Source organism: Enorma sp. (assembly GCF_982429025.1).
Genome location: NZ_CEWCAA010000034.1, coordinates 1 through 23,850, shown reverse-complemented (window position 1 = coordinate 23,850; position 23,850 = coordinate 1). Strand labels below are relative to the sequence as shown.

Genomic DNA, 23,850 nt, shown 5'->3' with positions numbered 1-23,850 from the left:
TCCCTATCGCGCCCATCTTCGCCGAAATATCGAAGAATGTACGCTCGAAGGCAATCCGTAGTACGGCAATAGCCCTCCATTTGGGAAAGCAGCCTGAAGCGGTTGCGCTTGGCCTGCTCGCGTTGCCCCTCATCAAGCTCAACGTCTCCAGGGTCGCGGTCGATGAGCCGCCGCCGCAAGTTGAAATCGGCGCCATTCCACAGGAGCACGCACCCCGCAGGGTCGCCATCGCGCCCCGCGCGGCCAGCCTCTTGGTAATATGCCTCGATACTTTCCGGTGCATTCAGATGAATGACGTAGCGAACGTTCGGCTTGTCGATGCCCATGCCGAAGGCGTTCGTTGCCACGATTACCGGAATCGCATCCGTGATGAATCCCTCTTGGTTTACCCGGCGCTCCTCGGTGGAAAGGCCCGCGTGGTAATGCCCCACGCGCACGCCCAAGGGCGCAAGCTCATGCATCAGGTCCTGCGCGAGCTCGTCCACCTTCTTGCGCGTTGCGCAGTACACGATGCCGCTCTCCTGCGCATGCGAGCGCACGTAGTCGCGCACCCAAGCAACCTTCGCCTTATCACCCAGCTCCTGCACTTCGAAATAAAGGTTGGGGCGGTCGAAACCCGTCGTGACCGTCTGCGGCGCACGAAGGCCGAGCATCGTGGAAATATCCGCCCGCACGCGCTCCGTTGCCGTCGCGGTAAAGGCGGCAAGCACCGGACGCTGGGGAAGCGCGGCAACGAACGAGGCTATCTCGAGGTACGACGGGCGGAAGTCTTGCCCCCATTGGGATACGCAATGCGCCTCGTCAACGGCAACGAGCGGTATGCCAATTCCACCCGGTCCCGCCGCCGCCCGTGCGAACGCGAGGAAGCGAGGATCGGCCAAGCGCTCGGGAGCCACGTACATAATCTGGTACCAGCCCTCGGAGGCTCGTTTGAGCACGGTGTTCTGCTGCGCCGGCGTAAGCGTTGAATTGAGATATGAGGGGCGTGCGCCCGCCGCCTTAAGCGCGCGCACCTGGTCGGCCATGAGCGAGACGAGCGGGCTCACGACCAGGGTAAGCCCGGGCAGCATGAGAGCGGGAACCTGATAGCAGATAGATTTTCCGGCGCCCGTGGGCATGACGCCGAGCGCGTCGCAGCCAGAAAGGATGGCGGAAACCATGCGCTCCTGCCCCGGCCTAAACGAGCTGTAGCCAAAGTAGCGCTTGAGCGTATCGAGCGCCGCGGCCGGCGCATACGAAGCCGAGGGCTCCGCCCCATCGTCCTGATGCGAATATGCCAACACTCGCCCCCTAGAGCACGAACCGGTACCGACTTCCTACATGATAACCGCCACCTTCTTGGAACGAGATTGATTGCGATCGATATGAGGGGTCAGCGCGGGCCGCGAGACCAGAAGCGGCGCCGCTCGCACGACGCCGCCGGATGCGCCTGCCCCCGGGCGGATTCGAAAACGACACCCGCGGGGAAGATGGCGGGCGGGTGTCGGCGGTCCGAATCCGCCGGACAGCCCCGCGAAACCAGAAGCGGCGCCGCTCGCGCGACGCCGCCGTATACGCTGGTGCCCCCGGGCGGATTCGAACCGTCGACACCCGCTTTAGGAGAGCGGTGCTCTATCCCCTGAGCTACGGAGGCAAGTAGATTGATTTTAGCAGAAAGAGCAATGCTCGGCGCGGCTCAGCGCATCAACGGGGCATGCGTCCATAGCGCCACGCGCCTTGCACCCGCCTGTGGCAACATGGCACCACAACAATGCTAAGCGCCCACGAGCGCGCAGCGAACTGTCACACGGCTCACGCTGTTCCATGTACAGGTAAACAACGTAAGATCCCAATCTCCCGATCGCATACCCTCAACGTCGTAGCCATCAATTGTTTCGAGCCCCGTTACCCGATACTCGTAAACATGACCCGTAACATCGGTAAAGCGCACCTCCGCGCCCATTGCCAGGTCTTTGAGATGACGAAAATGGGTTCGGTAGTTATGGCCCGCAATGATCATATTTCCCGCGTACACCGTCCCCTCATAGCGGCACGGGCTAAATCGCGCAGCCTGTTCGCTCCACGCATTCTGAACGGGCAACGCGAGACCCAAATCGGGGATCTCCAACAAACCAATGAACTCATGCCCATCGACCTCGCGCACAGGCATGGACGCGTCTGGATCGATAATGGGAGCAGTCTCGTTGCTCTGCTGTTCAATGGATTGCGAAAGCTGTGCCGCAGCCGCAGACGCTTCCCGACCGGCACGATAGTCGTCGATGAGGTTATAGGCAACCAACCCGAGCGCGGCGATGATGAGCACCGCGCCCAGCACGAGGGGGACCAGTCCCTTGCGGTTCGGCCGAGCCGACCAATCGCCAACATTCAGGTCGTCCTCATCGCGAGGTTCTGGGCTCACGCTCGCAACGCCGCACGAAGCACTACGGCCGACGCTCGAAGCGGGAACGCTGCTCGTAGCCCTGAGGTTAGAACCGCGAGCAGCGCCCTGCTGTTCTTCTATTTTCATATTCCGATGCTTCGCAAGCCGCACGTCATCACCTACGAACGGCCCCGATGCGCGCGCCGGCGATACCACCCAAACAGCATAAGCCCTGCTCCGCACAAGAGCAGCGGCAGCACCGGCCACCAGAGCAGGCCGGTCTGCGGCAGCTTCTCCGCGGGCGGCTTTTCCTCATTGGGCGGCGTCTGGATTGTGTTCGTGACGGTAAAGGTCGCGCCCTCGCGATCGACGCTCACCGTGTAGCCCTCGGGAACGTCCTTCTCTACAATCTGCCACGTCACCGAACCGTCGAGGTCCTTACATTCATGCTGCCACCCGTTTGCGCTGTTCAGCGTGACCTCATCCACCACCGAGCCATCGCCTACGAGCTGAACGGTAACGCTTTGCGGGCGGTCGCCCGCAGCGTCGTCATCGTCTGCCCAGACCTTGCGCACCACGATATCGGTCGGTGCAGGCTCGGTGGAGAACTTGGCGTCGGCAACCACCTCGTAGCTCCACGTGCCATCGTCATTGAGCCCCGGAACGCTTATGAGCGTCGTCTCGGCAGTGTAAACGACATTCCCCACCTCTACCGGATTCGCAACAACCAGGTACAGGCCTGCAGACACCGTGCCAAACGATGCGGCCCCCTCGGCATTGGTTGAAACGGTCGCGGCAGGCACGATGCCATCGCGCGCGGCATAGGCGGAAAGCGTCTGCGCCGCAGCGCGCCATTCCGAAGCATCGAGCCCGGTCAGATTAACGGGATATGCCGCGAAGTCGCCCGCAAGCGTGAAATGTGCATCGGAGGAGATGTCGGCCACACGATAGATGGAGAGCTCCGCGCCCTCGACACCCATGCCATCATCCACGAGGCTCACGGTAAGCGTACCGTTCTGCTCGGGATCAAGCCGGTCGTATAGGATGGCGTCCGCACGCGCGGGGAGCCAAAGCAGGCACACGGCTGCAACGACTGCAAGCACCGCAGCCAACGTCGAACTGCGCCGCGCAGCACGCATGCGCCCGGCACCCATACGCCAGGGCCCCCTACGTCCGGCACCCATGCGCTCGGCGCCCGCTCCGCGCCACGACAGTGCGCTCGAGCGCGTCCTCGTCAGCTCCCTATTGCGCGTAGCAGCCATGATGGCCTCCTTCTTCACGGCTAGTTCTTCTTCCTGGTACGCACGAGCACCACCACGAATGCCACCGCCAGCATCCCCGCCGCCAGCACCGAGGCAACGATAAGCGGATCAACCTGTGTGGCATCAGGCGTCACGTTCAATTCCTGCGCATTGGGCACCCGGTGGCCGCGCACCAGGAGCCGCTGGGTATTCACGCCATACGGCGTGCATGTAACAAGCGTGCAGAGGTCTTCGCCCGGAACGACCTGTATATCGTCGAGCTCATCTGGATCGACGATACGAACCTGATCGACCTCGTAGGTAAGCGTCTCGTTCATGATGTTGAGAACGAAGGTATCCCCAACCTCAAGCTGATCGAGATCGGTAAACAAGCGGGCGCTCGGAAGCCCGCGATGACCCGTGAGGACCGCATGCGCGCCCTCGCCGCCGATGGGCAGCGAGCTGCCCTCCAGGTGGCCTACGCCCGCGCCGAGCACCGCATCCGAGGTACCGTGGTAGATAGGCAGCTGCACATCAATCTTGTCGATGGTGACATAGCCCATCATGCCCGTGCCGTCGATATCGAGCAGCGAGGCATATTCTTCGTCCTGCGGCTCCCCCTCCACATAGTGCGTACGACCCTGCGCAAGGCGCTCGTTGTAGGCGCGCGCGTCTTCGAGCAGGCTCACGTACTCCGAAAGGCCCACCTGGTCCAAGCTCTCTTCATAGGTGTTGATCGCATGATACATGCGCGAGCTGTTAATAAGGTCGCTCACCGTGGGATACAGCAGCAGAAAGAGTCCCGCGACAAACGCGAGCGCAAGCACCACCGAGATGATGCGAGATGTGCGCGTTTTGCTCATATTCGCTGACTCCTTCTGCTGCCGTACCGCGCGCCCAAAAGGCACTCCGATACGGCACGGTTTACACCGATCGCAGCCGCCGTCTGCCGAGCCGAGGCGGCAGCCGCACCAAAAATCCTACTGACCGTTCATGCGACGCTTCACGACCACGCCAACACCGGCGCCAACCACCAACACAGCGCCCACGATATAGAAGACCGTGGTGCCCATGCCGCCTGTGGTGGGCAGCAGGCTGCCGGTCAAATTCTCAACCTGCACGGTATTACCATTCATAGTCACGTTGGAACCGCTCCCAGACACAGTGAGGGAGGCAACATCGGTCTGCGTCTCATTCGCCGTCGGCGTGATGACAACCGCGATGGCGCCGTCAAGCGCATGATAGCCATCGGGCGTGGTGGTCTCGCGCAGATAGTAGGTACCAGCATCGAGACCCTGGATGGTGATGAGTCCGCTTGCCGGCGTAATCATCTCGACAGCGGAGCTCTTCTCAATTTCCTCGGTGGTAGCAACGCGATACACGCTTGCCGTGGTATCGTTGCCGGCGCTCACAAGCACCACGGGGATTTCGGTATTGCCGGCCTCGTCCTCATACAGACGGAAGCCTGCGCCGGCAAGTGCAACCTGCTGCTCATTATCCATATAGAACTTGAAGAGGTCGAAGCTGTAGGAGTACACCTTCACCTGCTTGTCAGGCGTCTTATCCTTACTGTCGGCATCGTAGGGGTTGTTCGAGAACTCAATGTAGGTGTCGTTAGTGTTTTCATCGGTATAGATGACAACATCATCGTTCACCGTTGCGGTGTAACCCACATAGATTGTGGCCTCGTGGTTCCCCTTGATGTAATCGGGATTGATCGTCACATGGAAGCTACAGTTATCGCCCAGCCCACTGGTGGCAATGGAGTAATTGTTACTATCGAGCTCCTGGGTGAGGTTCGCGTCGGTGTACACCTTGATACTCGTAGTATCGAGCGTCAATCCCACGCTCAGGCTATCGTGAATCACATAGGTGTACTCGTCGTAGCCCTCAGCGTAGCTGGGAATGGTACCGGTGATGCGGAAAGGCACGGTGTCACCCACCTCATAGTCGGCATACGGGCCCCAGCTGGCGCTGCCGTTGTTGTCGGCGCGAACCTCCTTCTCCACGGTGGGGATGTCGGCCTTCACGTCAACGGTCGCGTCCGGGTTGGTGGTCGAGAGCGCGGCGAAGGCCACAACGGTCTCGCCCTCCTGAGTGTCGGCGGCCGCACTGCCAAGCACGATGTAGTAGCCCGCGCCGGCGCTGGTCACGTCAATCGTCACCGAATTGGCCGTCGTACCGGTTTTCGTACCGTCGGCCTTAATCGAGTTAGTGGTGATGTAGGTGCGCACCGCCTCGGCAAAGGCGTTCAGCTCGTCCGAATCGCTCTCAAGGCCGCTCACATACGCCACCAGGTCGGAACCGCTCAGCGCGCCCTGGCCACTGGGGGTATACGTGAAGTCAGCGAAATCATCGTCAATGGTATAGGCGTAGGCATCGCCGCTATAGGTGACGTCGAACACCTTGTAGGCGTTGTAGGTCTGCCCATCCATGGATACGTTCTGCGAGCTGTTGTTGATGGTAATGGTCTCACCGAACGCTGGCACCGCGCAAAGCACCATGACGAGCATGGCTGCCAGAGCTGCACCTACCCTCCGAATTGCCTTCATGGTCCGTTCCTTTCCTCTATTCCTTCCGACACGCGGAGCATGAGCCCGCGCTATCCCCGAACATCGGCGCGAGGGGTGGGATGAGCTTCCCCGCGCCCCCATACATCGCATCACCTACTCCCGCTTCCAGCGGCGAGCAAGCAGCGCCGCCCCCGCCGCAACCGCGATGACCGCGCCCGCAGCGGAAAGCTCGCGTGTCCCCATACCGCCCGATTCAGGCAGGAGGAAGCCATGGGCGTTGTGCACCTTAAACGCGACCGTGGTTGAGCTCGCGCCCGCCGCCGGGCGGCTTACCTCGTTCCACGGCTCGGCGGGCAGGTTGTACCCATCTGGGGCCGCGACCTCGAGCAGGCCGTAGGAATCCTCGTTCAGCTCCGCCCAGGCGATCTGCCCGTTCGCGGGCGTGGTCTTGATGTCCTTGAGATACCAGGTAACCTCGCCCGCGGTTTCCGAACGGGTGACCGTAGGCTCGATTCCCAGATCTGCATACTCCGCAGGCACCTCCGTCAGCACGCCGTCGGTAGGATCTGCCGTGTAGAGCGCGAACACCGCACCCTCGAGCGGGCTCTGATCCTCGCCCGCCGTGCCGTTTACCTTGCTCAGCTGGAGCGTCCACTCGCTCAAGCGGTTCACGCAGGTGATGGAGTTCTGGCCGTTCGCATCGTAGGTGAAGGTCGCGCTGCCGTCGTTCGAGTCTGCGCCGTCGGCGTTCATGTTATCTGCCGTCCAACCGCCCTCGGGGAACTCGGCAACCGTGTAACGGCTCCCATCCGTGAGGCCAAGCGCCTCGGCTGCGTCGTTCAAGAACACCCAGCCGGATTCGCTCTCGCCCGCCTTGACCTCGACCGTCTCGATCGCATAATCGTGACTCGCCGCTTCGAGTGCCTGGATGAGCTCTTCCTGCGTCGCGTAGCTGCCGGCAAGCTCCTCGCCCTCGTAGATCACAAAGCTGAATGCCTCGTCGGTCTCGGCTGCAAGCGGGTTGCCGTCGTTGTCCACGAGCTGCTTCTGCAGACGCGGAACGCTTGGCACGCGCACGCCAACCAAATCGCTCATGGCCTCAAGCTCCTGCTCGACGCCGCGAATAGCGTAGTGGTACCCGAAGTTGTTCCAAGCAACGGGAGCGGTGACCTCGACCGTATCGGGCGCGCTCGCGCCAAAGGACACCGTGATGACCGCATGGGCAGGAATCTGAGTGGCTCCCTCATCGGTGATGATGATGCGAATGGAGCGCACCTCGGAAAGCGGACTCGTCCAGGAGCCGGCATCTACCCAGGTCGCAGTGGTTTCAGTGGTCTCACCCGCCCAGTCTGCGCTCATGGGGCCGCCGAAATCGGTATCAGAGCTGTACTGGATCTGGTAATAATGGCTATCCAGCTGAGTCGGCTCACCATCCTCCGGCGTCACAAGCACCTGGAAATCGGGATTGTCGGCAAGGCTCACCGTGAAGTTCGAACCGCGCTGCGCATCGTTCCCGAACGGATCGGTATCGCCCGCCTCGGGCAGGTTGTCGATGAGCACGAGCTTGGTCATCGCCTCGTCGGTGGCGTTGTTCACCTGCAGCGTATAGCGGAAGCCTTCCTGCGTGCTGTCGAGCGTGATGTACTGCCCCGAACCGGTTTCGGTCGAAGATGCGCGCTTGCTTCCGTCTGCGTTCTGCACGTGCTTCTCGGACGAGGTGGCGTATCCGAAGGCTACCGTCACCTGCGAGGAATGCGTAGACGAAACAGGATTTTTGCTCTCGTCATACTCCGGCGTGCCATTGTTCGAGAACTGCGTGAATTCCTGTGTGGGGGTCACGCGCGTCACATTGGTGTACGAGGTGTTCACGTGCGTGGTGGTCGGGTTGCGCGAAGAGAACTCGAGCAGCATATGCCCGCCCTCGGGAATCGAGAAGCTCGTCTCGGAGGTGAAGCGGATATAGAACACCTCATTGCCACCTACGACATCGTATTTGACCTCGAAGGTGTTGCCTCCCGTAAGGTTCGTCCAATCACCGCCGCGTGTAAGCTCGCGGTCAACCGGAACGTTATAACTATCCTGCACGGTGATGGTCTCTGCCCCGAGTTCGTGCTCGGTAACCGTGAAGAGCCGCGTGCGCGCCTGCCACGACGCATCGCTCTCGTTGTAGACGGTTGCATACACATCGCCCTCGAACACGAAGGGAGCGGGCATGATGTCCTCCACCACGTAATCGAACATCGTGGCGTTGCCGTCGTTGTAGACATTGACCTCCCAGTTCACGGTGTCACCCGGGCTGATCGCCGTATCGTAGGCGTGCGTGGTCCCCTCGGTCGAGGTGAAGCTCGCAGTCGACTTCGTGATGCCCGGACGAATCTCGCCGCGCTTCAGCGACACGTCCGAAACGATCCACTGCTCGGCACCGCTCTCGTCGGTAAAGCGGTACTGCTGCTCCACCTGGTCACTCGAGAGGAGCCGCGACTCGCCGTCGTTGGTGTCGCTGTAGCTCACGTTGTCCACACTCGTCTCGGCACCCGAGAAGATGATCTCGTCATCGGTCACGATGCTCGTCGCCGTACCCGAATTGTTTGCATAGGGCATGGCAATCGTATTGGTGGCAAGATCGTCGGTCTCGGCGGCCTCGCCCACGCGGCACACCACGCCGAAGACGATCGCCTCGTTGTTGCCCAGGTAATAGCGGCCACTATCCTCGTCGTAGCTCACCGCGCTATCGCCCGTACCGTCCGAGAAGTCGAACTGCACCGTATTGGACGCCTCGTCGTACGCCGCGGTCACGCGTGCGCTCTTATAGGAGATGGCGCTCGCGTTCGCGCCGGAAACATCGGTGAACAGCGCATTGCCCGAGGTTCCGGTTACCACACTCGACTGGCTGATGTTGTTCACGTTGCCGCTGTTCAGGTCTTCGGTGTTCGTCACCGCGGCATAGCTGAACCCATTCGGCAGCTGGTCGTAGAGCGTATCCAGGTAGAGACGCTTCGCGCTGCCGTTGTAGAGCACCACGTAGTAGGCAACCTGGCGGTATCGGTAATCGCGGTTGTGATAATACGTGCGGTCGTAATCATCGGTGAAGTAGTAGTTCGTCGCATGGCCGTTGTACATAGTGCTGTACACGCCCTTTTGCAGAAGCACGCGCCCTTCGATGTCCAACTCATGCGAGACGGTCGCCGGGAACCCGTAGGTGTAGGCGGTGTTGTAGAGCACCGCGCCCGCGTTTGCGGTGGCGAACTCGGTCCAGGTCTGCGCGCCGCCCTCGGCGGAGCTATCCTCCGGGAAGGTCAGGGTCACATAGAGATAGACCGCGCTGTTGGTCGAGTACGTGATGGAGACATCGTCGAAGTGCAGGTACTGCTGGCCCGCCACCGGGTCGGTGGTTGCATCGCGCCGATTGCTCACGGTCCAGCTGTCGCGGTTCTGAACGGTCGCACCACCCTTGGTGACCCACTTTACCTCAACGTTCGCCGGAACGCCGTCGCCTCCGCGCGTCCAATCGAAGACGCCGTAGGTCTCGGGAAGCATGTCGTAGAACGAGGTACCCGGGAAGGTGTAGCTATACGTACCGGAGTTGTTCTCAAGATCGATGCGATAGGTGACGCGCTGCCCCTCGGCAACGACGGAATGCTTGTCCGTATCAACGACGTCGTCGGTCGGGTCATCGGCTTTACCGAGATCGGTAACGATGTTCTTGTCGTACTCGACCACGGTGCCGCCACCCCAGGTTCCATCATAGAGGCGCCGATGGACGCGATCGTTCATCCAGATGATGTTGCCAACCACGTAGCTCGCGGCGTCATCGCCCACGGTGCTCGCGGTATCAACGATTGTTTTATACGTAACCGTATGGCGAAGCGTCTGTCCGCTCGCGTTCCCCAAGGTCTTGTAATACCATTTCACCTGTGTGTGCAGGCCATCATATGCATGGCCGTCCACAGTGTCGGAATCAGAAGCGACCGTAATGGTGGCGGCGGTGAGGTTGTTACCGTTCGCATCCGTGCCCACCACGACATTGGTATAGGTTCCCACAGCGAGCTTGTAATACGATGTGTCATCGTCGCCCTGAACCGTATCGAGCCCCACAAGCGTGGGGTTGTCCGTATTCAACCCCACCGGCACCAGCAGGTACTGCGTACCGTAGAGGTCGTCCACCATGGGCAGGTTCTCGTAGACCTCGGAGCCGTAGTGCGTGAACTCGAAGGTGTAATCGAGGATGCTGCCGTTCTCTATCGAGAAGCTATCGCCCAGGGTGGCACCATCACTCGATACGCTCTTGGTGATGATGGCCTCTCGGCGCACGGTGTTGGTGCGGGAGCGCGTGCCCGCTCTCTCGATGTTGTTCACCGTCACCGCTCCCGTCGAGCTGTTTGTGGTGTCGACGCACACGTGAGCAGTGTTGGTGAACGTCATGGTCTCGTTGTTGTACCGGTTCATCCAGTCCTCGCCCAAGATCATGAACGAGTCCTTCACGGTAGCGGGTAAATCAAGGGTAAAGGTCTGCCCTGCCGGGATGGTAAGCCGATTGTCTTCGGTGTAGTGACCGTTGCCGATATACCAGCGGCAGATATACCGCGAGGCACTGGTGGGCGCGTAGCCGATCTTCTGCAGCAGCTCCTCAACCGCGCTCGCGGTCACCGTGCGCGGCTCGCCCTCCGCTGGGGTAATGACCGCCTGGTAGCCATCTGCCGGGACCCGGGTGATCTCGATCGTGTTACCCACCGTCACGCCATCGATGTTTGAGTTCCCCACGTGCTGGTACGAGCTATCCGCACCGTCCACACTCTTCACCGGTGTCCACTCGCGCGGCGCGAGCTCCGCCTGCTCGATGGTAACCGACGCCCGACCAATCCAAGAAGCCAGAGGATCCGCCGCCGCATCATCGAGTATCTGCTGAATTGCGGCAGGCTTTATGTACAGCTGCTCGGGCAGCTCGTCCATCACATATGCCTCGCCTGCGCGGTTCGTTTCCGCCGTATAGGCTAAGCCACCGGTATTGCCCACCTCGAGGGTATAGTCGATATCCTCGCCAAAGTAGGTGGCGCCGCCGGAGGTCTTGTTGAGCGTCAAATTCCCCGCAGTCACCGCGAGGCTATAGGTAGCCTCTGCGCTCACCTGCTGGTTCTCGCCAAAATAGAACTCGAGGTCGGCCGTAGCGCTGTTGTGGATGAGGTGGTTGTCATCCTTTGCGTACACATCCGTGTCGACCACGATCGCCTCAGGACGCAGGTTGAACGTCGAGGTAGTGAGATTGATCTCCGCATCGCGGTCTGCATTTCGGAGCGACCACTCAAAGGTGATGGTGTTGTCTTCCTGGTTGTAGCTCGCATCGAACGCATAGGTGGTCTTGCCGCCCGCGTGCGAGAGCGCAGCGATCGCGGTGTTCCCCGCATACAGGGTGTTCGTGCGCGCGTGCACGTTGCCCGCCCGGATATCTGCAAGAACCTGCGGATCCCAGTCGATGCCTTCGGGCAGCGTGATGGTATCGGAGAACGTAATCATGTAGACATGGTCGTGGCCGAACGCCTCGCTCGTCTCCTCGCCGCCCTCATGCCCGAACGTGAAGAGCCATGAGAGGTTGGTGTTCGGGCGCATGGTGCCATCCTCGTCACCCACCACGGTCGCCGTGTTGTTGCTCGCCTTCGTAAGCGAGAAGGTGTCCTGCTGGGTGGTCCAGAATGCATCGATGTAGTTGTTGCTGTCGGCGTCGATGATGAGGCCGTCGTTCTCCTGATCAGCCGCCTGCTCCTGCGTGAGCTCGACGCCCCAGATGGTCACACCGCCACCATCAGATTCATGGTTGGGATAGCCCACCGTGATGGGCGCATATACCGTAGAGCCCGTCGGCGGGGTGATCTCGAGGTAGACCGTCGCCGGGTCCTCGGTGGCATGGCAGGTGGCCTTCACCCCGTCGAAGGTGTAGGTGGTGCCCGGCTCCAGGTTGATGGATCCGTCGGTGTCATTCAGGTGCAGGTAGATACGGTAGGTGTTAGGCGTTTCGCTCGTGTTGCTCACCGCCGCCGTCACCGTCATGGTATCGCCCGTGAGCAGTCGGTACCCGCCGAGTTCATCGGGCGGATTATCGTCGAGCCAGGTCATGGTGCCGCCGGCGGAGCGCACAGAGATGTTGAGCGCAGGCGCGTCCTCGGTGCCGCCCACGTTCAGCTCCTGCTGACCTTGCATTTCGGTTTCGAATCCCGACGACCCCGCAGAGCCCTCGATCTTGGTGTTATAGAACGGCGTCACGCCGAACGTCGCGTTGGTGAAGGTCGCCTTGACGGCGTCGAACTCAGTTGCGCCGTTAATGCGTTCCAGGTTGGTGCAGTCGGCGAAAGCATAAGGGTCGATGGTCGTAATCGCCTCGGGGCTAGCAAAGGTGACCGCCGTGGTATCGGACGCCTGGCAGAACGCCGCCTGGCGCACGCGCGTCACCGCATAGGTTCCCGCCGTGCCACCTGCATCGCCCTTAGGCACAACAATCTCATCGGGGATGGTGACCGCCTCGAGGCCCGCCGGAACGTAGGCAACCATGGCTTCGTTCGTCTTGGTATCGTAAAGGTAGAGTACGCCGTTCGCATCCACCCATGCATTGCCTGAGAGGTCGCTCGTCAGCGGGTTGTACGCACCCGAGAACGCACCGGCATCGATGGTGAACGCGTTGTTCGGCGCAAAGGAGATACTCCGCGCGTAATCGGCGAGCGCCGAGAAGCTGTGATTAGTATTGGCATTACCTTGCGAGTAATCGCGCAACTGATCGACGTTCGCGCCCACCACGAGGTCGAAGGTGATGTTGCCCATCGCGCCATCGGCGATGGTCTCGCTCACGCTGGCAGCAGCGGCATCATAGGTAATTGTCCGCAATGTATAACAGGCATAGAACGGGTTGTTCGTAACCGAGGTGATGTAGGAGGGGATGACCACCTCACGCAGCGCATGGCAGTTATAGAACGTGCTGTTCATCGTATACGAGGGCGAACCCGTCATGCTGCTGGGGAAGGTCACCGAGGTGAGCGCCGTGCATCCGCTGAAGGTACCGTTGAGTCCGTTGCTGTTTGAGCCGAAGCTCATCCCATTCTCGAACACAACGGACTCGAGCGACGTGCTGCCCTGGAACACGCCGTTACTCATCGACTGCACCGAAGCCGGCACTACAACGTTTTGCAGGTTCTGGAGGCCCTGGAGCGAGCCGGTGTCGAGCGCAGTCACCGGCCTGTTGTCAACTGCTCTGGGGATAGTGTAGTCCTCGACCATCTCACGCCGCGTTGGGTACTCAAGCAGCGTCAATCCCGAATCGGTAACCTGGTAGAGCACGCCATCGTCATCGGCGACATATTTGGCGTTCCCATCCGCCACCTCGTATCGAGCCACATACGGAGTGTTGAGACTACCTATGTTCGTCACTGAGGCGGGAATGCGGAATACAAGCGATGAGCTTCCGGTGCCGTTGAAGGCATTGGGTCCGATGGCTTGAACGCCCTCTTCAATCGTAAGAGAGGCGAGTTGCGTGTTCCCATCGAACGCGTTGTTGCCAATCGTCGTAACGTTGCCGGGAATGGTGAGCTCGACAAAGCTGTTATAGCCGAATGCGTACGAGTTGATCACGGTCACCGTGCTGGGCAGGCTCAGTTCGCTGGCCCTCAGATTCCAGAAGCAGCGCGTGCCGATCGTGGTGATGCCCTCCTCGACCACGATGCCCTGCAGGCGCGAGGCATACCCGCGCCAGGGAAGGTCGGCATCCGAGGAATAATCGGGCATGTCGCCTTCGCCGGAGATGACCAGATAGAGGTCGCCGGCATCGGTCTGCATAACGCTCCAGCTGAGCTCCTCGTCGTTCGCGCCGGCAAAGCTGCCGCCGTCCATGCGGGCGGCGCCCGTGAGATCGATCGAACGCGCGGACGCGCCGTCCTCGCTCTGGGCGCTCGCCTCGTTGCTCTGCGCCGTGGCCTCGGTACGGGTCAGCTCATCAATCTGGTCCTGCGTCATCCACGAGAGCTCGAGCTGCTCCGCGTCGCTGCGGGCAGCATTCGTCACGGCCTCAGCCGCCGTGGCGCCGCGTCCCGTGGTGATGGTCGATGTGCCCGTAGCCTCGCCGTCGCCGAAGGTAACCTCGATCACCGGGAGCTCGGGCGCAGCCGCCTCGTCTTCTGTGGCATCTTCGCCCGTCGCCGCGCCATTTGATGCATCGCTTTCAGCAGAGCCGTCGTTGGCCGAGGACTCATCGCTCTCAGCATTTGAACTGGCATCGGTAGCGGTGTCATCGGTGCTCGGGGCGCCGTCGTCGTTGCTCGCGGCGGTGTCGTCGGCGCTTGCCGTAGCACCAGAACCTGCATCCGTCGACTGGTCGGAACCTTCCGCCCCAGCCCCCGCGGCATCGTTGGCGGAATCGCCCTCGGAATCGTTCGCGGCGTCGCTTGCCGCGGTGTCATCGGGGGAAGAATCCTCGGTACCCCCGGTCTCCTCATCGTTGGAAAGCGTTGCTGCAGCTGAGCCCTCGCCCGAGCGGGCCGCAGGCGCCTCGTTGGTCGCAACCTCGCCGGCCTCTTCCTCATCAAGCGCATAAGCGTCGGTCATCAGCGTGCCGGACTGCGCGGCAGTGTCATCCTGCGCGGCTTCGGTCGAGGCAAACTCGATGGCATCCACATACTCATAGACATCCTCGAGCGAGCCGCTCGAAATCTCTGCATGCGCACCTGCGGCCTGGAAATCGAGGTCGAACTCGGCCGTGGCTCCCTCGGGGAGCGCAAAGAGATACACCTGGGTGTTCTCGTCCTGCGGGGCAGAATACACGTCGATCACGTTGCCCGCGCTATCGGTTATAGGCGCACCGCTCGCATCGGTGATGTTCACCTCGCCATTCTCGGAAAAGGTGTATCCGTTCGCGAGGCCGCTGCCTCCCACTACGCGCAAGGCGAATACGGTCTTGGCCTGCCCGTCTTCCGCATCGGCGCGTACATGCACCGTCGCCGCCTCACCGGCGAGGATCACCTCCTGTTCGGCAGAGATGCGCGGGTTGTCGCCCACCGTCGAGGCGGGCAGCATGAGCCGCGCCACCACTGCGGCAACCGTGAGCACGCCGAGAACGGCGACGATGGGACGCCAGCGCCGCCTGATGCGGCTGCTCGCCATGATGTCCTTGATCGAGCGTGTTTCCATAACGCACTCCTCACCCGCTACACGAGGCCGAAGTTATCGAACGGCCAGAATCTGAATACGATGTCGCCCACCACGTCGTCCTCATCGATACATCCGATCTCGGATGTACGGCTGTCGATGGACGTGGTGCGATGGTCTCCCATAACGAAGATGCGTCCTTCGGGCACCTGGTAGGGCAGCTCGATATCGCACGTGCCGAGCGCAAGCTGGTCAACGTAGGGCTCATCGAGCACCTGTCCGTCAACGCGCACGACGCCGTCTTCATTGATATCGACCCATTGCCCCTCGGTGGCGATGACGCGCTTAACCAAGATGCTGTTGTTGTAATAGAAGGCGATGACATCGCCCTGGTGGTACTGGGAACCGCGAACCGACACGACCATCTCGCCATCATGCAGGGTGGGGGTCATAGACGACCCATGGACCACAAGCACAGGCAGGAAGAGCGTTGCAACGAGCACCGCTACCGCGGCAACAGCGATGAGCACGAAGAACGTACCGCGCACGATGCGGCGCATGCGCGTGCGCCCCTGCTCGCGCTCAAGCTCGCGCTCCAGATCGGCCGTGGAGGGCAGCTCGATGGGCTTGCTCGGGGGCTCGGGTGCACCGGTAATTGTTGGGGCACTCGCATTCTCCCCGCTGGACACGGCTACGGGGAGTGTCTCTTCGGTCACATTCGCGTCGCGGCGCTTACGCTTCATGCGCATCGCCTCGCTCTGCCGGCTCCCGCTGCCCTGCTGCCTGCTGCTGAACCATAGGGGTGGGCGCATATGCATAGCCCGGGCACCAGGGCATGGGCATCATGTAGGCGGGAGAAGCGCCCTGCGCTCCATATGCCGTGGGGTAGATGGGCATCATGTATGACTGCCCCGTCGCAGACTGCTCGACCGGCACCGGCTGGGATGCGGGCCCTGCATATGGGTAGGGATAGGCATACATCGGCATCGGCTGGGACGCCGACGATGCAGAAGCCGTTCCCGCCTGCGCTAACCCGGGATGCGGGAACGCTGCCTGGCCCCCTTGCTCCGTCGCCATGGTCTGAATGGGAACGGGAGCAGGGTCTGGGACAGGGCTACCATGCTCGGGCACAGGCACATCGCCGCTCGAAGGCGAAGCTGGCGATGTGGTGCTATGCGCTGGCGAAGTAGTACCCTGCGCCGGCACCGCAGCCTCGGAGGGAATCGCATAGTGGGCGCCATAGGGCGCGCACGCAGCAGGCTCTTCCTCCCGCGCGGTTGTAGCAAACCCGTCGAGCGTAAAGCCATCTTCCGAAGGAATGGGCATCGACGGGCCGTAAGGCAACGTGGGGACGTCATCATCCGGCTCGGCGAGCCCCGCCTCGATTGCCTCTTTTGCACGCTGAAATACCGTCTTGCCGTGCGGCGCATGCGCTTCGAGGGTAGCCCCCTCAGACGCATCGGGCCGCGGATCGGGGACGAGCATGCGGAATCGTTCCTGCATGGGCACGGCCTGCATTTCCGGCGCCTGCTCGCTCGACGCAACCGGCGCGCTTTCGCCAAGCTGCTGCGTCGGCATATCCGCTGCGGCACCGTCGGGCTGCTGGCCGGGCTCTTGTGCCAACTGCGCCGGCTCCGCCGCCTGTTGGCTGGGCTCGAAAGGCTGCCGCCCCTGCTCCGCCGCCGAGGAATCCGGCTCTGCCGGTACGCACTCCCCAGGCTCTATGTTGGCCGACGCGCCGTTCACTTCCTGTGGCTCCGCTTTGGCCGACGCATCATCTGACACCTGCGACTCCACCCCGCTCGGCGCGCCATCCGCCACCTGCGGCTCCGTCCCGTCCGATACATCATCGGCTGGCAGGTTCTGACTTTCTGCAGAAACCGCGCATGGCGATACCTCGCCCGCCGTCTCTCCCGCAAGAACCCCATCGTGAACGAGCGATGAACCGGATTCGCGAACACCCTTAAGGTATTGATCTGCCGCTGCCTGCGCGGCTTCGAATACTTCGTTGATCTTGAGTGCGGCTTCTGCGATTGAGCCAGCATCGTCCATCATGATGGAACGCTCCTGCAGGGCCGCCTTAGCCTCTGCAAGCTGCTCTTCGAGCTCGTCGATACGCCTGCTCTGCGCAACGAGAATCTCCAGCAGTGCCTGACGATTAAGCTTTTTAAGCTCGGCGTACTTCACAGCTCTCCTTCTCCCCGTCGCTCGCTTGCCGTGCCACCTCGATCAACGAAACCGCACTGCAACACCGCCTAGATATCAAGCGTCTGTCATCAAGCGTCCAGACGCCCAAGGCAGCTGAACGGGCCGTCGCAAACGCTTGATGCCGATTACCTGACATTTCCCGCACCATTCGTAGCCCCTCTCACAAATTAATGGTAGAGGGACTACATAATTATGACACAAGACGTGTCGGATGGTATTTCAATGTAGATTGCCTTATTTCTTAACTTTTTTGGGGTGAGCGTATTTTTTTGGCATAGCTCGTACTTCAGACACTGCAGGCGGCCCTTTCCCGCCATTTCCCGCGCGTTCTGGCCCTTCCTCATTGACGATATGTCAACCTTTGTAGGAAACTAGATGCATCGCACAAAGAAAGGAAGGTCACCATGGCAGAAAGCCCCGGCCACGCGCGCCAGGCACGCCATTCGCACGAGGTGCGCCGCGAAGAGATTCTTCAGGCGGTCATCGATGTCTGCTCCGCCGAAGGCATCGGCAAGCTCTCGGTCTCCAACGTCACCTCCCGCGTTGGCTGCGCGCGCTCGCTTTTCTACCATTACTTCCCCAGCAAAGAAGTCGCCCTCGAGGCCGCGCTCGACTACACCATCGACGCCTTCATCGCGCGCCTCCGCAGCTGGAATGAGGGGCGCACCTTCGGCGATATCGAAGGCGCCCTCGACGGCATCTCCCATCTGCTCAAGACGCTCGTCCTCGAAATGCCCGGTATCTCGGGCTCTATCACCGAGGGCGGGGACGCCGTGCTCTATACCACGTTCGTGAACCGTGTGGCGGAACGCTGCGCGCGCTACATCTGCGAATCGACCGTCGTTGACTTTGCGCGGTACCACGAGGTCCTCATCGATAACGTCTACGAAACGTTCTACGTGCTCATCAGCGGGCTCATCCTCTACATTCGCTCGCATAAGGACGTGCCGGAACCCGTCATCAAAGACATCATCGCCTGCACGCTGCATATCGAGGGCTATACCGAGAAGTACAAGGACCGCCGGCCCGAGCACTAGCATGCCGCTACCGCCGAACCCCATCGCGGCCGGCAGCCCGCGCCTACCCTAGCGCGGGTGGCGCCAACGTCAATCGGCATCCCGCAGGCTATCGTAGTGCTCCATGAGCGCATCCCTCTGCTGCTGGCGCGCCTCTTCAACGCGCGCCTCGGCAGCACGGTCGGCAAAACCCATTGCCACCGAAGCCGCACCCAAGATGATAAATCCGCCCACTGCCATCACCAGCAAGCATCGTATGCCCACGCGCATGAGCTCGGGACGCAGCCGCTCATTGAGCTCGTTGACATTCTCTATGTTCGCCCATCTTTGCGCGCCGCAATGCGGGCACCACACCTTCTTGGCGAAACGCAGATACCTTGGCTCATCAACAAGAGCTGCGCCACGGCGCCTCGTCTTGGTAACGCTTCGCGACTTCGAGACGAAGGTTCGCGCAAGCTCGGCAGCATCAACGTCGAACCGCGTCCCACACGTATCGCACGTCACCTGCGCCACAAGACCAGAGCGCGACGCGGAGCTCCGCAGGCGCCGAACAGCCATGACGCCGCAGAAGACAACCCACGCGAGCAGTGCAACGCCCATCACCATGAGCACGATTATGCGTGGGTCCACCGTTACCGCCCCTTTCACCGGCACAGCAAAACGGGGCAGAGGCCTACCCCCTGCCCCGTAAAGCTCGGCCTAGCCAACCTCAACTACGCCGCCCTCGCGCACGGTCACTGCCATGCCGTCCTGCACGTAACTCAAAAACTCATCGCCCAGGCTATCTATGACCGGCATCGATACATCGTCCAGCCATACGTCGGCGAGCACGGCGCCCGCCGCCGCCAACGAATCGATGGGCTCCGAGAACAGCATGCAGGCAGGCTGGCGCTTCATGGCGCATGCGCAGTACAGCACGAGGCCGCCCGTGGTGGAACCGATGGTCTGCGGCAGGCAGAGCGCGCGGCCCGCCATCTGCTTGCCGTAAAGATCCGGATTGTTCTGGTCGCCGCACGTGGCCTTCTTATCGCCAAATTGCAGCGCCTTCTGGAACGACGCCAGCGTGTTGAGCCCGCCGTGCGTCACCACGGCCTCTGCCGTGGTCTCTCCGGGTGAAATCACACGCCCTGTAAACGTCTTCATCAGCGCTCGCCTCCCTTGGTAATCTGCTCGAGAATCTCGTCGTCGGTGTAGTAGCGCGCGGTGGTATACGTGCGCAACTTGTTGCTCGATGTGATAACCGGCATGCTCGCGCAGAGCGGATTGTTCATATACATGAGCGGGCAGATATAAGAGGTAATCACGCCCGTCGCCTTGAGGCGCGCGGCATAGGGCGTCTCGCCGAAGCGCTTGAGCACCGCGGGCGCCGCCGTGAAGACCGTCGGGATGACCACGCGGTCGCGGCCCAGCCCCGCAAGCGCCTGCTCGATGCGCTCGGTCCACGTGACGAGCTGGTTGAGGCTCATGTGCGGGCACCCCATGAAGCAGAGCTTGGGCCGAGCGTCGCGCTTCTTCCACACCACCGGGTAGCTGTCGTAGACGCGCTGGAGCTCGGCGTCGTCGACCACGTACGTACGGGCGCCCGGCTTAACGAGGCCGCGGCCCTGCCGCACCGCCTCGGGCGTGATTCCCTCCACGTGGTAGAGGCCCACCGCGCCGTTTGATGCCGTAGCTGCGCCGAAATCCTTCAGATACGTGCGCGCGTCCTCATCGAGCTCGCCCAGCCACCGGTCGAGCCCCACGATATACGGCACGTCCTCCATCACCTTCATACCGATAGCCGAACCCAGAAGCTGCGCCTCGGGGCGCTTGGTGGTGCGCACCTCGACGATCCAGTCCGCCTTACGGCCTTCGTCCGTGAGCAGGCCGAAGTACGGCACGTAGCCCACCACGGAGCCCATGAGGTCGATGATGCCCGAATTGCGGTTGCAGCGCGCGCCCAGAACGGAGTTAGCGTACACCACCGCACTCGACTCCGACCAGCTGAGCACCTCGCCCTCCACTGGCGTATTGCCCACCTCATCCATATAGCAGGCGCAGGTGAAAGCGTCTTTCTCCATAAGGCCCAGCTTGTGGAGCTGCCCCTCGTAAAAGTCCTGTTTGGAGTACATGAACTTCTTGAACACGATGTTCTGGATGAAATTGCTGGGCACGTTGGGGTCGAGCGGGCGCGGGTCGGCGGAGAAGCGCTGCTTGGAGGTGGCGCCCGTCTCGATGAGTTGGTTCATGAGGTCGTAGACCGGCGTGAGCGCCTTCAGCCCGAACGATGTGACCAGATGATTGTACTGGCTGGTAACCGGCACCATCTTGGTGGCACCGAAGATTTCTCCGTAGCGCACGAGCGTTTCCATGACGCGAGCCATGGTCTCGCCCTGCGCACCGTCGAGGATGGCTTGCTGCTCCTCGGTTAGCTGCATGGTGTGGTCCATATGCTTCCTTTCGTGTTACGACTATCCTAGCGCAGGAGTCTGGGAGCGGGATGAAACTGCGGAGCGCCGGGGTGTGGGCGCTGCAGGTTGCGGGCGGCGCGCGATGGCAGCCGCGCATTCGCGGGCGGGATCCGGACATGCAAGGCGTTGTCGGGCGGGATCCGGACATGCAAGGCGTTGTCGGGCGATATTTCGCCATTTTTAGGGCTCTGAGCGTCCGAATCTCGCCCGAAGACTCCCGTACTGTCCGAAATGCGCCCGGCAATGTGGCGCCGTCCGAATCTCGCCCGACAATCCCCGCGTTGTCCGAATCGTGCCCGGCAACGCGAACACCGTCCAAATCTCGCCCGGCAACGCTGCGGCGCAACCACGCCACGACCGCCGCGCGAAACCACCGGCGCCGCACCGCAGGCGCCGACCCGCAGCCAGATCGTTCCGCCGCTAAATCTTCATCGCCGTCTCATAGGCACCCCAGATCACGTTGCGCAGGTTGCCCACTTCCTTGCAATCGCCCACCAGATAGACGTTCTTGCCTTTCGTCGCAATCGGCGCAGGACTGTATCCAACCGAACTGATCACGCTATCGCACGGGATCTCGAACGTCGAGCCGTCCTTCGCGCGGCACGCCACGGCATCGGAGCGCACCTCGGCAAGCGTCGCCTCCAAGTGCACGGGCACTTCGTGCAGAGCGAACCATTCGCGCAGGTAGGAGCTGTTAGCCAAGCACACGCCCGTCTGCGCGATAAGGTCGTCCTTTATCTCAACGATAACGGGATGCTTGCCCTGGAGCGCCAGCTCATAGGCAATCTCGCACCCCGTGAGACCGCCCCCGACCACCACGACGCGGTCGCCCACCGGCGTGCCGGTCAGATAGTCGCAAGCCTCGACCATGAGCTCATGGCCCGGAACGCTTCGCATGACCTTCGGACGCGCACCCGTTGCGACGACAACCGGCCCTGCGCCCAACGCGGCAACGTCACGCACCTCGTCGTTCAAACGCACCTCAATACCCAACTCATCCATCTGGCGCCGATACCAAGCCAAGAGGTCGCGCAGCTTCCCCTTGTACGATTCCGCGCTCGCTGCGATGAACGTTCCCCCGAGCTCGCCAGAGCGCTCGTGGATCACCGGCTCATGGCCGCGGAGCTTGAGCACGCGCGCAGCCTCCATGCCGCCGATGCCGCCACCTACGATATGCACGGTCTTAGGAGCCGACGTCTTCACGATGCGGTGCTTCTTCCACTGCATCGTCTCGGCATTCACCGCGCAGCGCGAAAGCCCCAAACTGTCCGTAAGCTCCTGGTCGTTCGGCACTCCCTTGTAGTGGCACATGTTGAAGCATCCGTTGTGACAAAGGATGCAGGGGCGGATATCTTCCGGACGGCCCTCGACGAGCTTCGTGACCCACGCCTGGTCGGCCAGGAACTGCCGCGCGAAGCCCGCACCGTCGAGCTTGCCCGCTGCGATGGCATCGGCGGCTACACGCGGGTCCAAGCGCCCCGCCGCGACCACGGGGATGTCCACGAACTGCTTGATGTGCTCGACATCCTCAAGATTGCAGTTCTCGGGCATGTAGATGGGCGGATGGGCCCAGTACCATGCGTCGTAGGTCCCGTTGTCGCAGTTGAGCATATCGTAGCCGGCGTCTTGCAGGTACTTTGCCGCCCGCTCGGATTCCGCCATATCGCGCCCGACCTCGGTGTATTCCTCCCCCGGCAGAGCGCCCTCGCGGAAGCCTTTCGTCTTGGAGACGACGCTGTAGCGCAGCGATACCGGGAAGTCCTTGCCGCAGGCCTGCTTGATGGCCTGAACGATCTCGACGGCGAAGCGATACCGGTTCTCGAACGAACCGCCATATTCGTCGTTGCGACGATTGACGTAGGGCAGCGTGAACTGATCGAGCAGATACCCCTCGTGCACCGCATGGATCTCGACGCCGTCGACGCCCGCCTCCTGCAACAGCACCGCGCAGCGGCGGAACGCGTCGACCATCTCGTGAATCTCCTCGACGGTCATCTCGCGCGAGGGAACCTTGTCCGACCATCGGTTCGGCGTGGGGCTTGCCGTCGCGCAAATGCGGTCAAGGTCCATGAACGGTTTTGACACGCGCCGCAGCACCGGGTTGGTGTAGAGGTCCTCCATGAGCTTGCTCACGGTGAACGACCTGCCAAAGCCCGCGGTGAGCTGAACGAAGAGCTTGGCACCTGTAGCGTGCAGCTTGAGCATCCACGCCGCAAGATTGCGGTACATCTTCTTGTTCTTGTAGAGCCACTGGCCGAACATGGGGTTATACACCGGCTGGCAGCCCGGCAACACGAGGCCGACGTTGTTCTTGGCAACCTCAAGAATAAAGCGGGCGCCCGCCTCATCGAAATGGTTCTTCTCCATCCAGCCGAAGAGGTCCGTACCGCCCATCGATGTGAGCACGATACGGTTTTTGAGCTCGACGTTTCCTATCTTCCACGGCGTGAAGAGCGGTTGAAGCCGTTCGTCCATATACATCCCCTTTCGTCCCCAACAGACCCTTGCGCATGATTCTACTTCGCGTTCATGGGAACAGGCGGCGTTCGTCGGCTGGCGGGGCGCATTAACGCGCAGCTGGCGTTAGCCCCACGGATCTCGCTCGAACAGCGGCTCGGGCTCGGGCAGACGGTCGGAATAGGGATCGTAGCCGTCGTCGTCCTCATTCTCTGCTCGGATAAACGGGTCGCTCGGGGCCGCCGCCTTGCGGAGGGCTTCCTGCTTTCCGCCGTCAGCCGGCACCGTCTGATTTCCGCTGGCAACCGGTGCCAGCTTGTCCAGGGCTTCTGCCATACCAAATCCTTTCCGCCGCGTTCCATACCGTAAGCATACCCCCTGCATTCACGAAAGCGGGCCCATATCTGCACCTTGGCTCAGCGCCTCGGGGAACACCGCTCTGCATCATCGAGGAGAGATCGCATCGCCGTCGGCTGCCACTCCGCC

14 protein-coding genes and 1 tRNA gene are annotated in these 23,850 nt (G+C 61.7%); 1 reads left to right on the top strand and 14 read right to left on the bottom strand.

The window, feature by feature from the left end; all coding sequences use genetic code 11:
• The 9 genes from AC1VS5_RS06715 to AC1VS5_RS06675 form a co-directional block, all read right to left on the bottom strand.
• Positions 1–1,280 (bottom strand): RecQ family ATP-dependent DNA helicase (locus AC1VS5_RS06715; RefSeq protein WP_481218137.1); only part of this gene is annotated, 1,280 nt, incomplete at its 3' end.
• 277 nt (positions 1,281–1,557) lie between these two features.
• Positions 1,558–1,633, bottom strand: a tRNA-Arg gene (locus AC1VS5_RS06710).
• Positions 1,634–1,753: 120 nt separating this feature from the next.
• The gene (locus AC1VS5_RS06705) at positions 1,754–2,506 is read right to left on the bottom strand and encodes a sortase (protein ID WP_481218136.1); all 753 of its coding nucleotides are present in this window, start codon (positions 2,504–2,506) and stop codon (positions 1,754–1,756) included.
• Positions 2,507–2,538: 32 nt separating this feature from the next.
• Positions 2,539–3,621 carry a Cna B-type domain-containing protein gene (locus tag AC1VS5_RS06700; protein WP_481218135.1) on the bottom strand — a complete coding sequence of 361 codons (1,083 nt, stop codon included), beginning with the start codon at positions 3,619–3,621 and terminating at the stop codon, positions 2,539–2,541.
• A gap of 20 nt (positions 3,622–3,641) precedes the next feature.
• Positions 3,642–4,463: a class C sortase gene (locus AC1VS5_RS06695; RefSeq protein WP_481218134.1), complete on the bottom strand. Its 822-nt coding sequence runs from the start codon at positions 4,461–4,463 to the stop codon at positions 3,642–3,644.
• Positions 4,464–4,580: 117 nt separating this feature from the next.
• Positions 4,581–6,152: a SpaH/EbpB family LPXTG-anchored major pilin gene (locus AC1VS5_RS06690; RefSeq protein ID WP_481218133.1), complete on the bottom strand. Its 1,572-nt coding sequence runs from the start codon at positions 6,150–6,152 to the stop codon at positions 4,581–4,583.
• A gap of 114 nt (positions 6,153–6,266) precedes the next feature.
• Positions 6,267–15,275 carry a leucine-rich repeat protein gene (locus tag AC1VS5_RS06685; RefSeq protein ID WP_481218132.1) on the bottom strand — a complete coding sequence of 3,003 codons (9,009 nt, stop codon included), beginning with the start codon at positions 15,273–15,275 and terminating at the stop codon, positions 6,267–6,269.
• Positions 15,276–15,292: 17 nt separating this feature from the next.
• Positions 15,293–15,976, bottom strand: a complete 684-nt coding sequence (gene lepB / locus AC1VS5_RS06680) for a signal peptidase I (protein ID WP_481218131.1) — start codon at positions 15,974–15,976, stop codon at positions 15,293–15,295.
• Positions 15,966–17,420: a hypothetical protein gene (locus tag AC1VS5_RS06675; RefSeq protein ID WP_481218130.1), complete on the bottom strand. Its 1,455-nt coding sequence runs from the start codon at positions 17,418–17,420 to the stop codon at positions 15,966–15,968. The genes lepB and AC1VS5_RS06675 overlap by 11 nt, the downstream gene beginning before the upstream one ends.
• A gap of 425 nt (positions 17,421–17,845) precedes the next feature.
• Here AC1VS5_RS06675 and AC1VS5_RS06670 point away from each other — a divergent pair, with 425 nt between their 5' ends.
• Positions 17,846–18,478: a TetR/AcrR family transcriptional regulator gene (locus AC1VS5_RS06670; RefSeq protein WP_481218129.1), complete on the top strand. Its 633-nt coding sequence runs from the start codon at positions 17,846–17,848 to the stop codon at positions 18,476–18,478.
• Between the two features lie 69 nt (positions 18,479–18,547).
• On the opposite strand, the gene AC1VS5_RS06665 is transcribed toward AC1VS5_RS06670, so the two are convergent.
• The 5 genes from AC1VS5_RS06665 to AC1VS5_RS06645 all read right to left on the bottom strand — a co-directional run bounded on the left by AC1VS5_RS06665 (position 18,548) and on the right by AC1VS5_RS06645 (position 23,700).
• A complete protein-coding gene (locus tag AC1VS5_RS06665) occupies positions 18,548–19,087 on the bottom strand; it encodes a hypothetical protein (RefSeq protein WP_481218128.1) in 540 nt (179 codons plus the stop codon).
• 69 nt (positions 19,088–19,156) lie between these two features.
• Entirely contained in the window at positions 19,157–19,600 is a 444-nt protein-coding gene (locus AC1VS5_RS06660) for an aconitase X swivel domain-containing protein (protein ID WP_087186903.1), read from the bottom strand.
• Positions 19,600–20,886 (bottom strand): aconitase X, encoded by a 1,287-nt coding sequence (locus AC1VS5_RS06655; protein WP_481218127.1) that lies wholly within the window; start codon positions 20,884–20,886, stop codon positions 19,600–19,602. The genes AC1VS5_RS06660 and AC1VS5_RS06655 overlap by 1 nt, the downstream gene beginning before the upstream one ends.
• 441 nt (positions 20,887–21,327) lie before the next feature.
• A complete protein-coding gene (locus tag AC1VS5_RS06650; protein ID WP_481218126.1) occupies positions 21,328–23,382 on the bottom strand; it encodes an oxidoreductase in 2,055 nt (684 codons plus the stop codon).
• A 108-nt stretch (positions 23,383–23,490) separates the two neighbouring features.
• Entirely contained in the window at positions 23,491–23,700 is a 210-nt protein-coding gene (locus tag AC1VS5_RS06645) for a hypothetical protein (protein ID WP_481218125.1), read from the bottom strand.
• Positions 23,701–23,850 lie beyond the last annotated feature (150 nt).

What these genes read in the sequence shown, in the direction of transcription:
- lepB (WP_481218131.1), bottom strand. Translation starts at nt 15,976, where the DNA reads ATGAAGCGTAAGCGCCGCGACGCGAATGTGACCGAAGAGACACTCCCC.
- AC1VS5_RS06690 (WP_481218133.1), bottom strand. Translation starts at nt 6,152, where the DNA reads ATGAAGGCAATTCGGAGGGTAGGTGCAGCTCTGGCAGCCATGCTCGTC.
- AC1VS5_RS06655 (WP_481218127.1), bottom strand. Translation starts at nt 20,886, where the DNA reads ATGGACCACACCATGCAGCTAACCGAGGAGCAGCAAGCCATCCTCGAC.
- AC1VS5_RS06650 (WP_481218126.1), bottom strand. Translation starts at nt 23,382, where the DNA reads ATGGACGAACGGCTTCAACCGCTCTTCACGCCGTGGAAGATAGGAAAC.
- AC1VS5_RS06670 (WP_481218129.1), top strand. Translation starts at nt 17,846, where the DNA reads ATGGCAGAAAGCCCCGGCCACGCGCGCCAGGCACGCCATTCGCACGAG.
- AC1VS5_RS06695 (WP_481218134.1), bottom strand. Translation starts at nt 4,463, where the DNA reads ATGAGCAAAACGCGCACATCTCGCATCATCTCGGTGGTGCTTGCGCTC.
- AC1VS5_RS06645 (WP_481218125.1), bottom strand. Translation starts at nt 23,700, where the DNA reads ATGGCAGAAGCCCTGGACAAGCTGGCACCGGTTGCCAGCGGAAATCAG.
- AC1VS5_RS06705 (WP_481218136.1), bottom strand. Translation starts at nt 2,506, where the DNA reads ATGAAAATAGAAGAACAGCAGGGCGCTGCTCGCGGTTCTAACCTCAGG.
- AC1VS5_RS06700 (WP_481218135.1), bottom strand. Translation starts at nt 3,621, where the DNA reads ATGGCTGCTACGCGCAATAGGGAGCTGACGAGGACGCGCTCGAGCGCA.
- AC1VS5_RS06685 (WP_481218132.1), bottom strand. Translation starts at nt 15,275, where the DNA reads ATGGAAACACGCTCGATCAAGGACATCATGGCGAGCAGCCGCATCAGG.
- AC1VS5_RS06660 (WP_087186903.1), bottom strand. Translation starts at nt 19,600, where the DNA reads ATGAAGACGTTTACAGGGCGTGTGATTTCACCCGGAGAGACCACGGCA.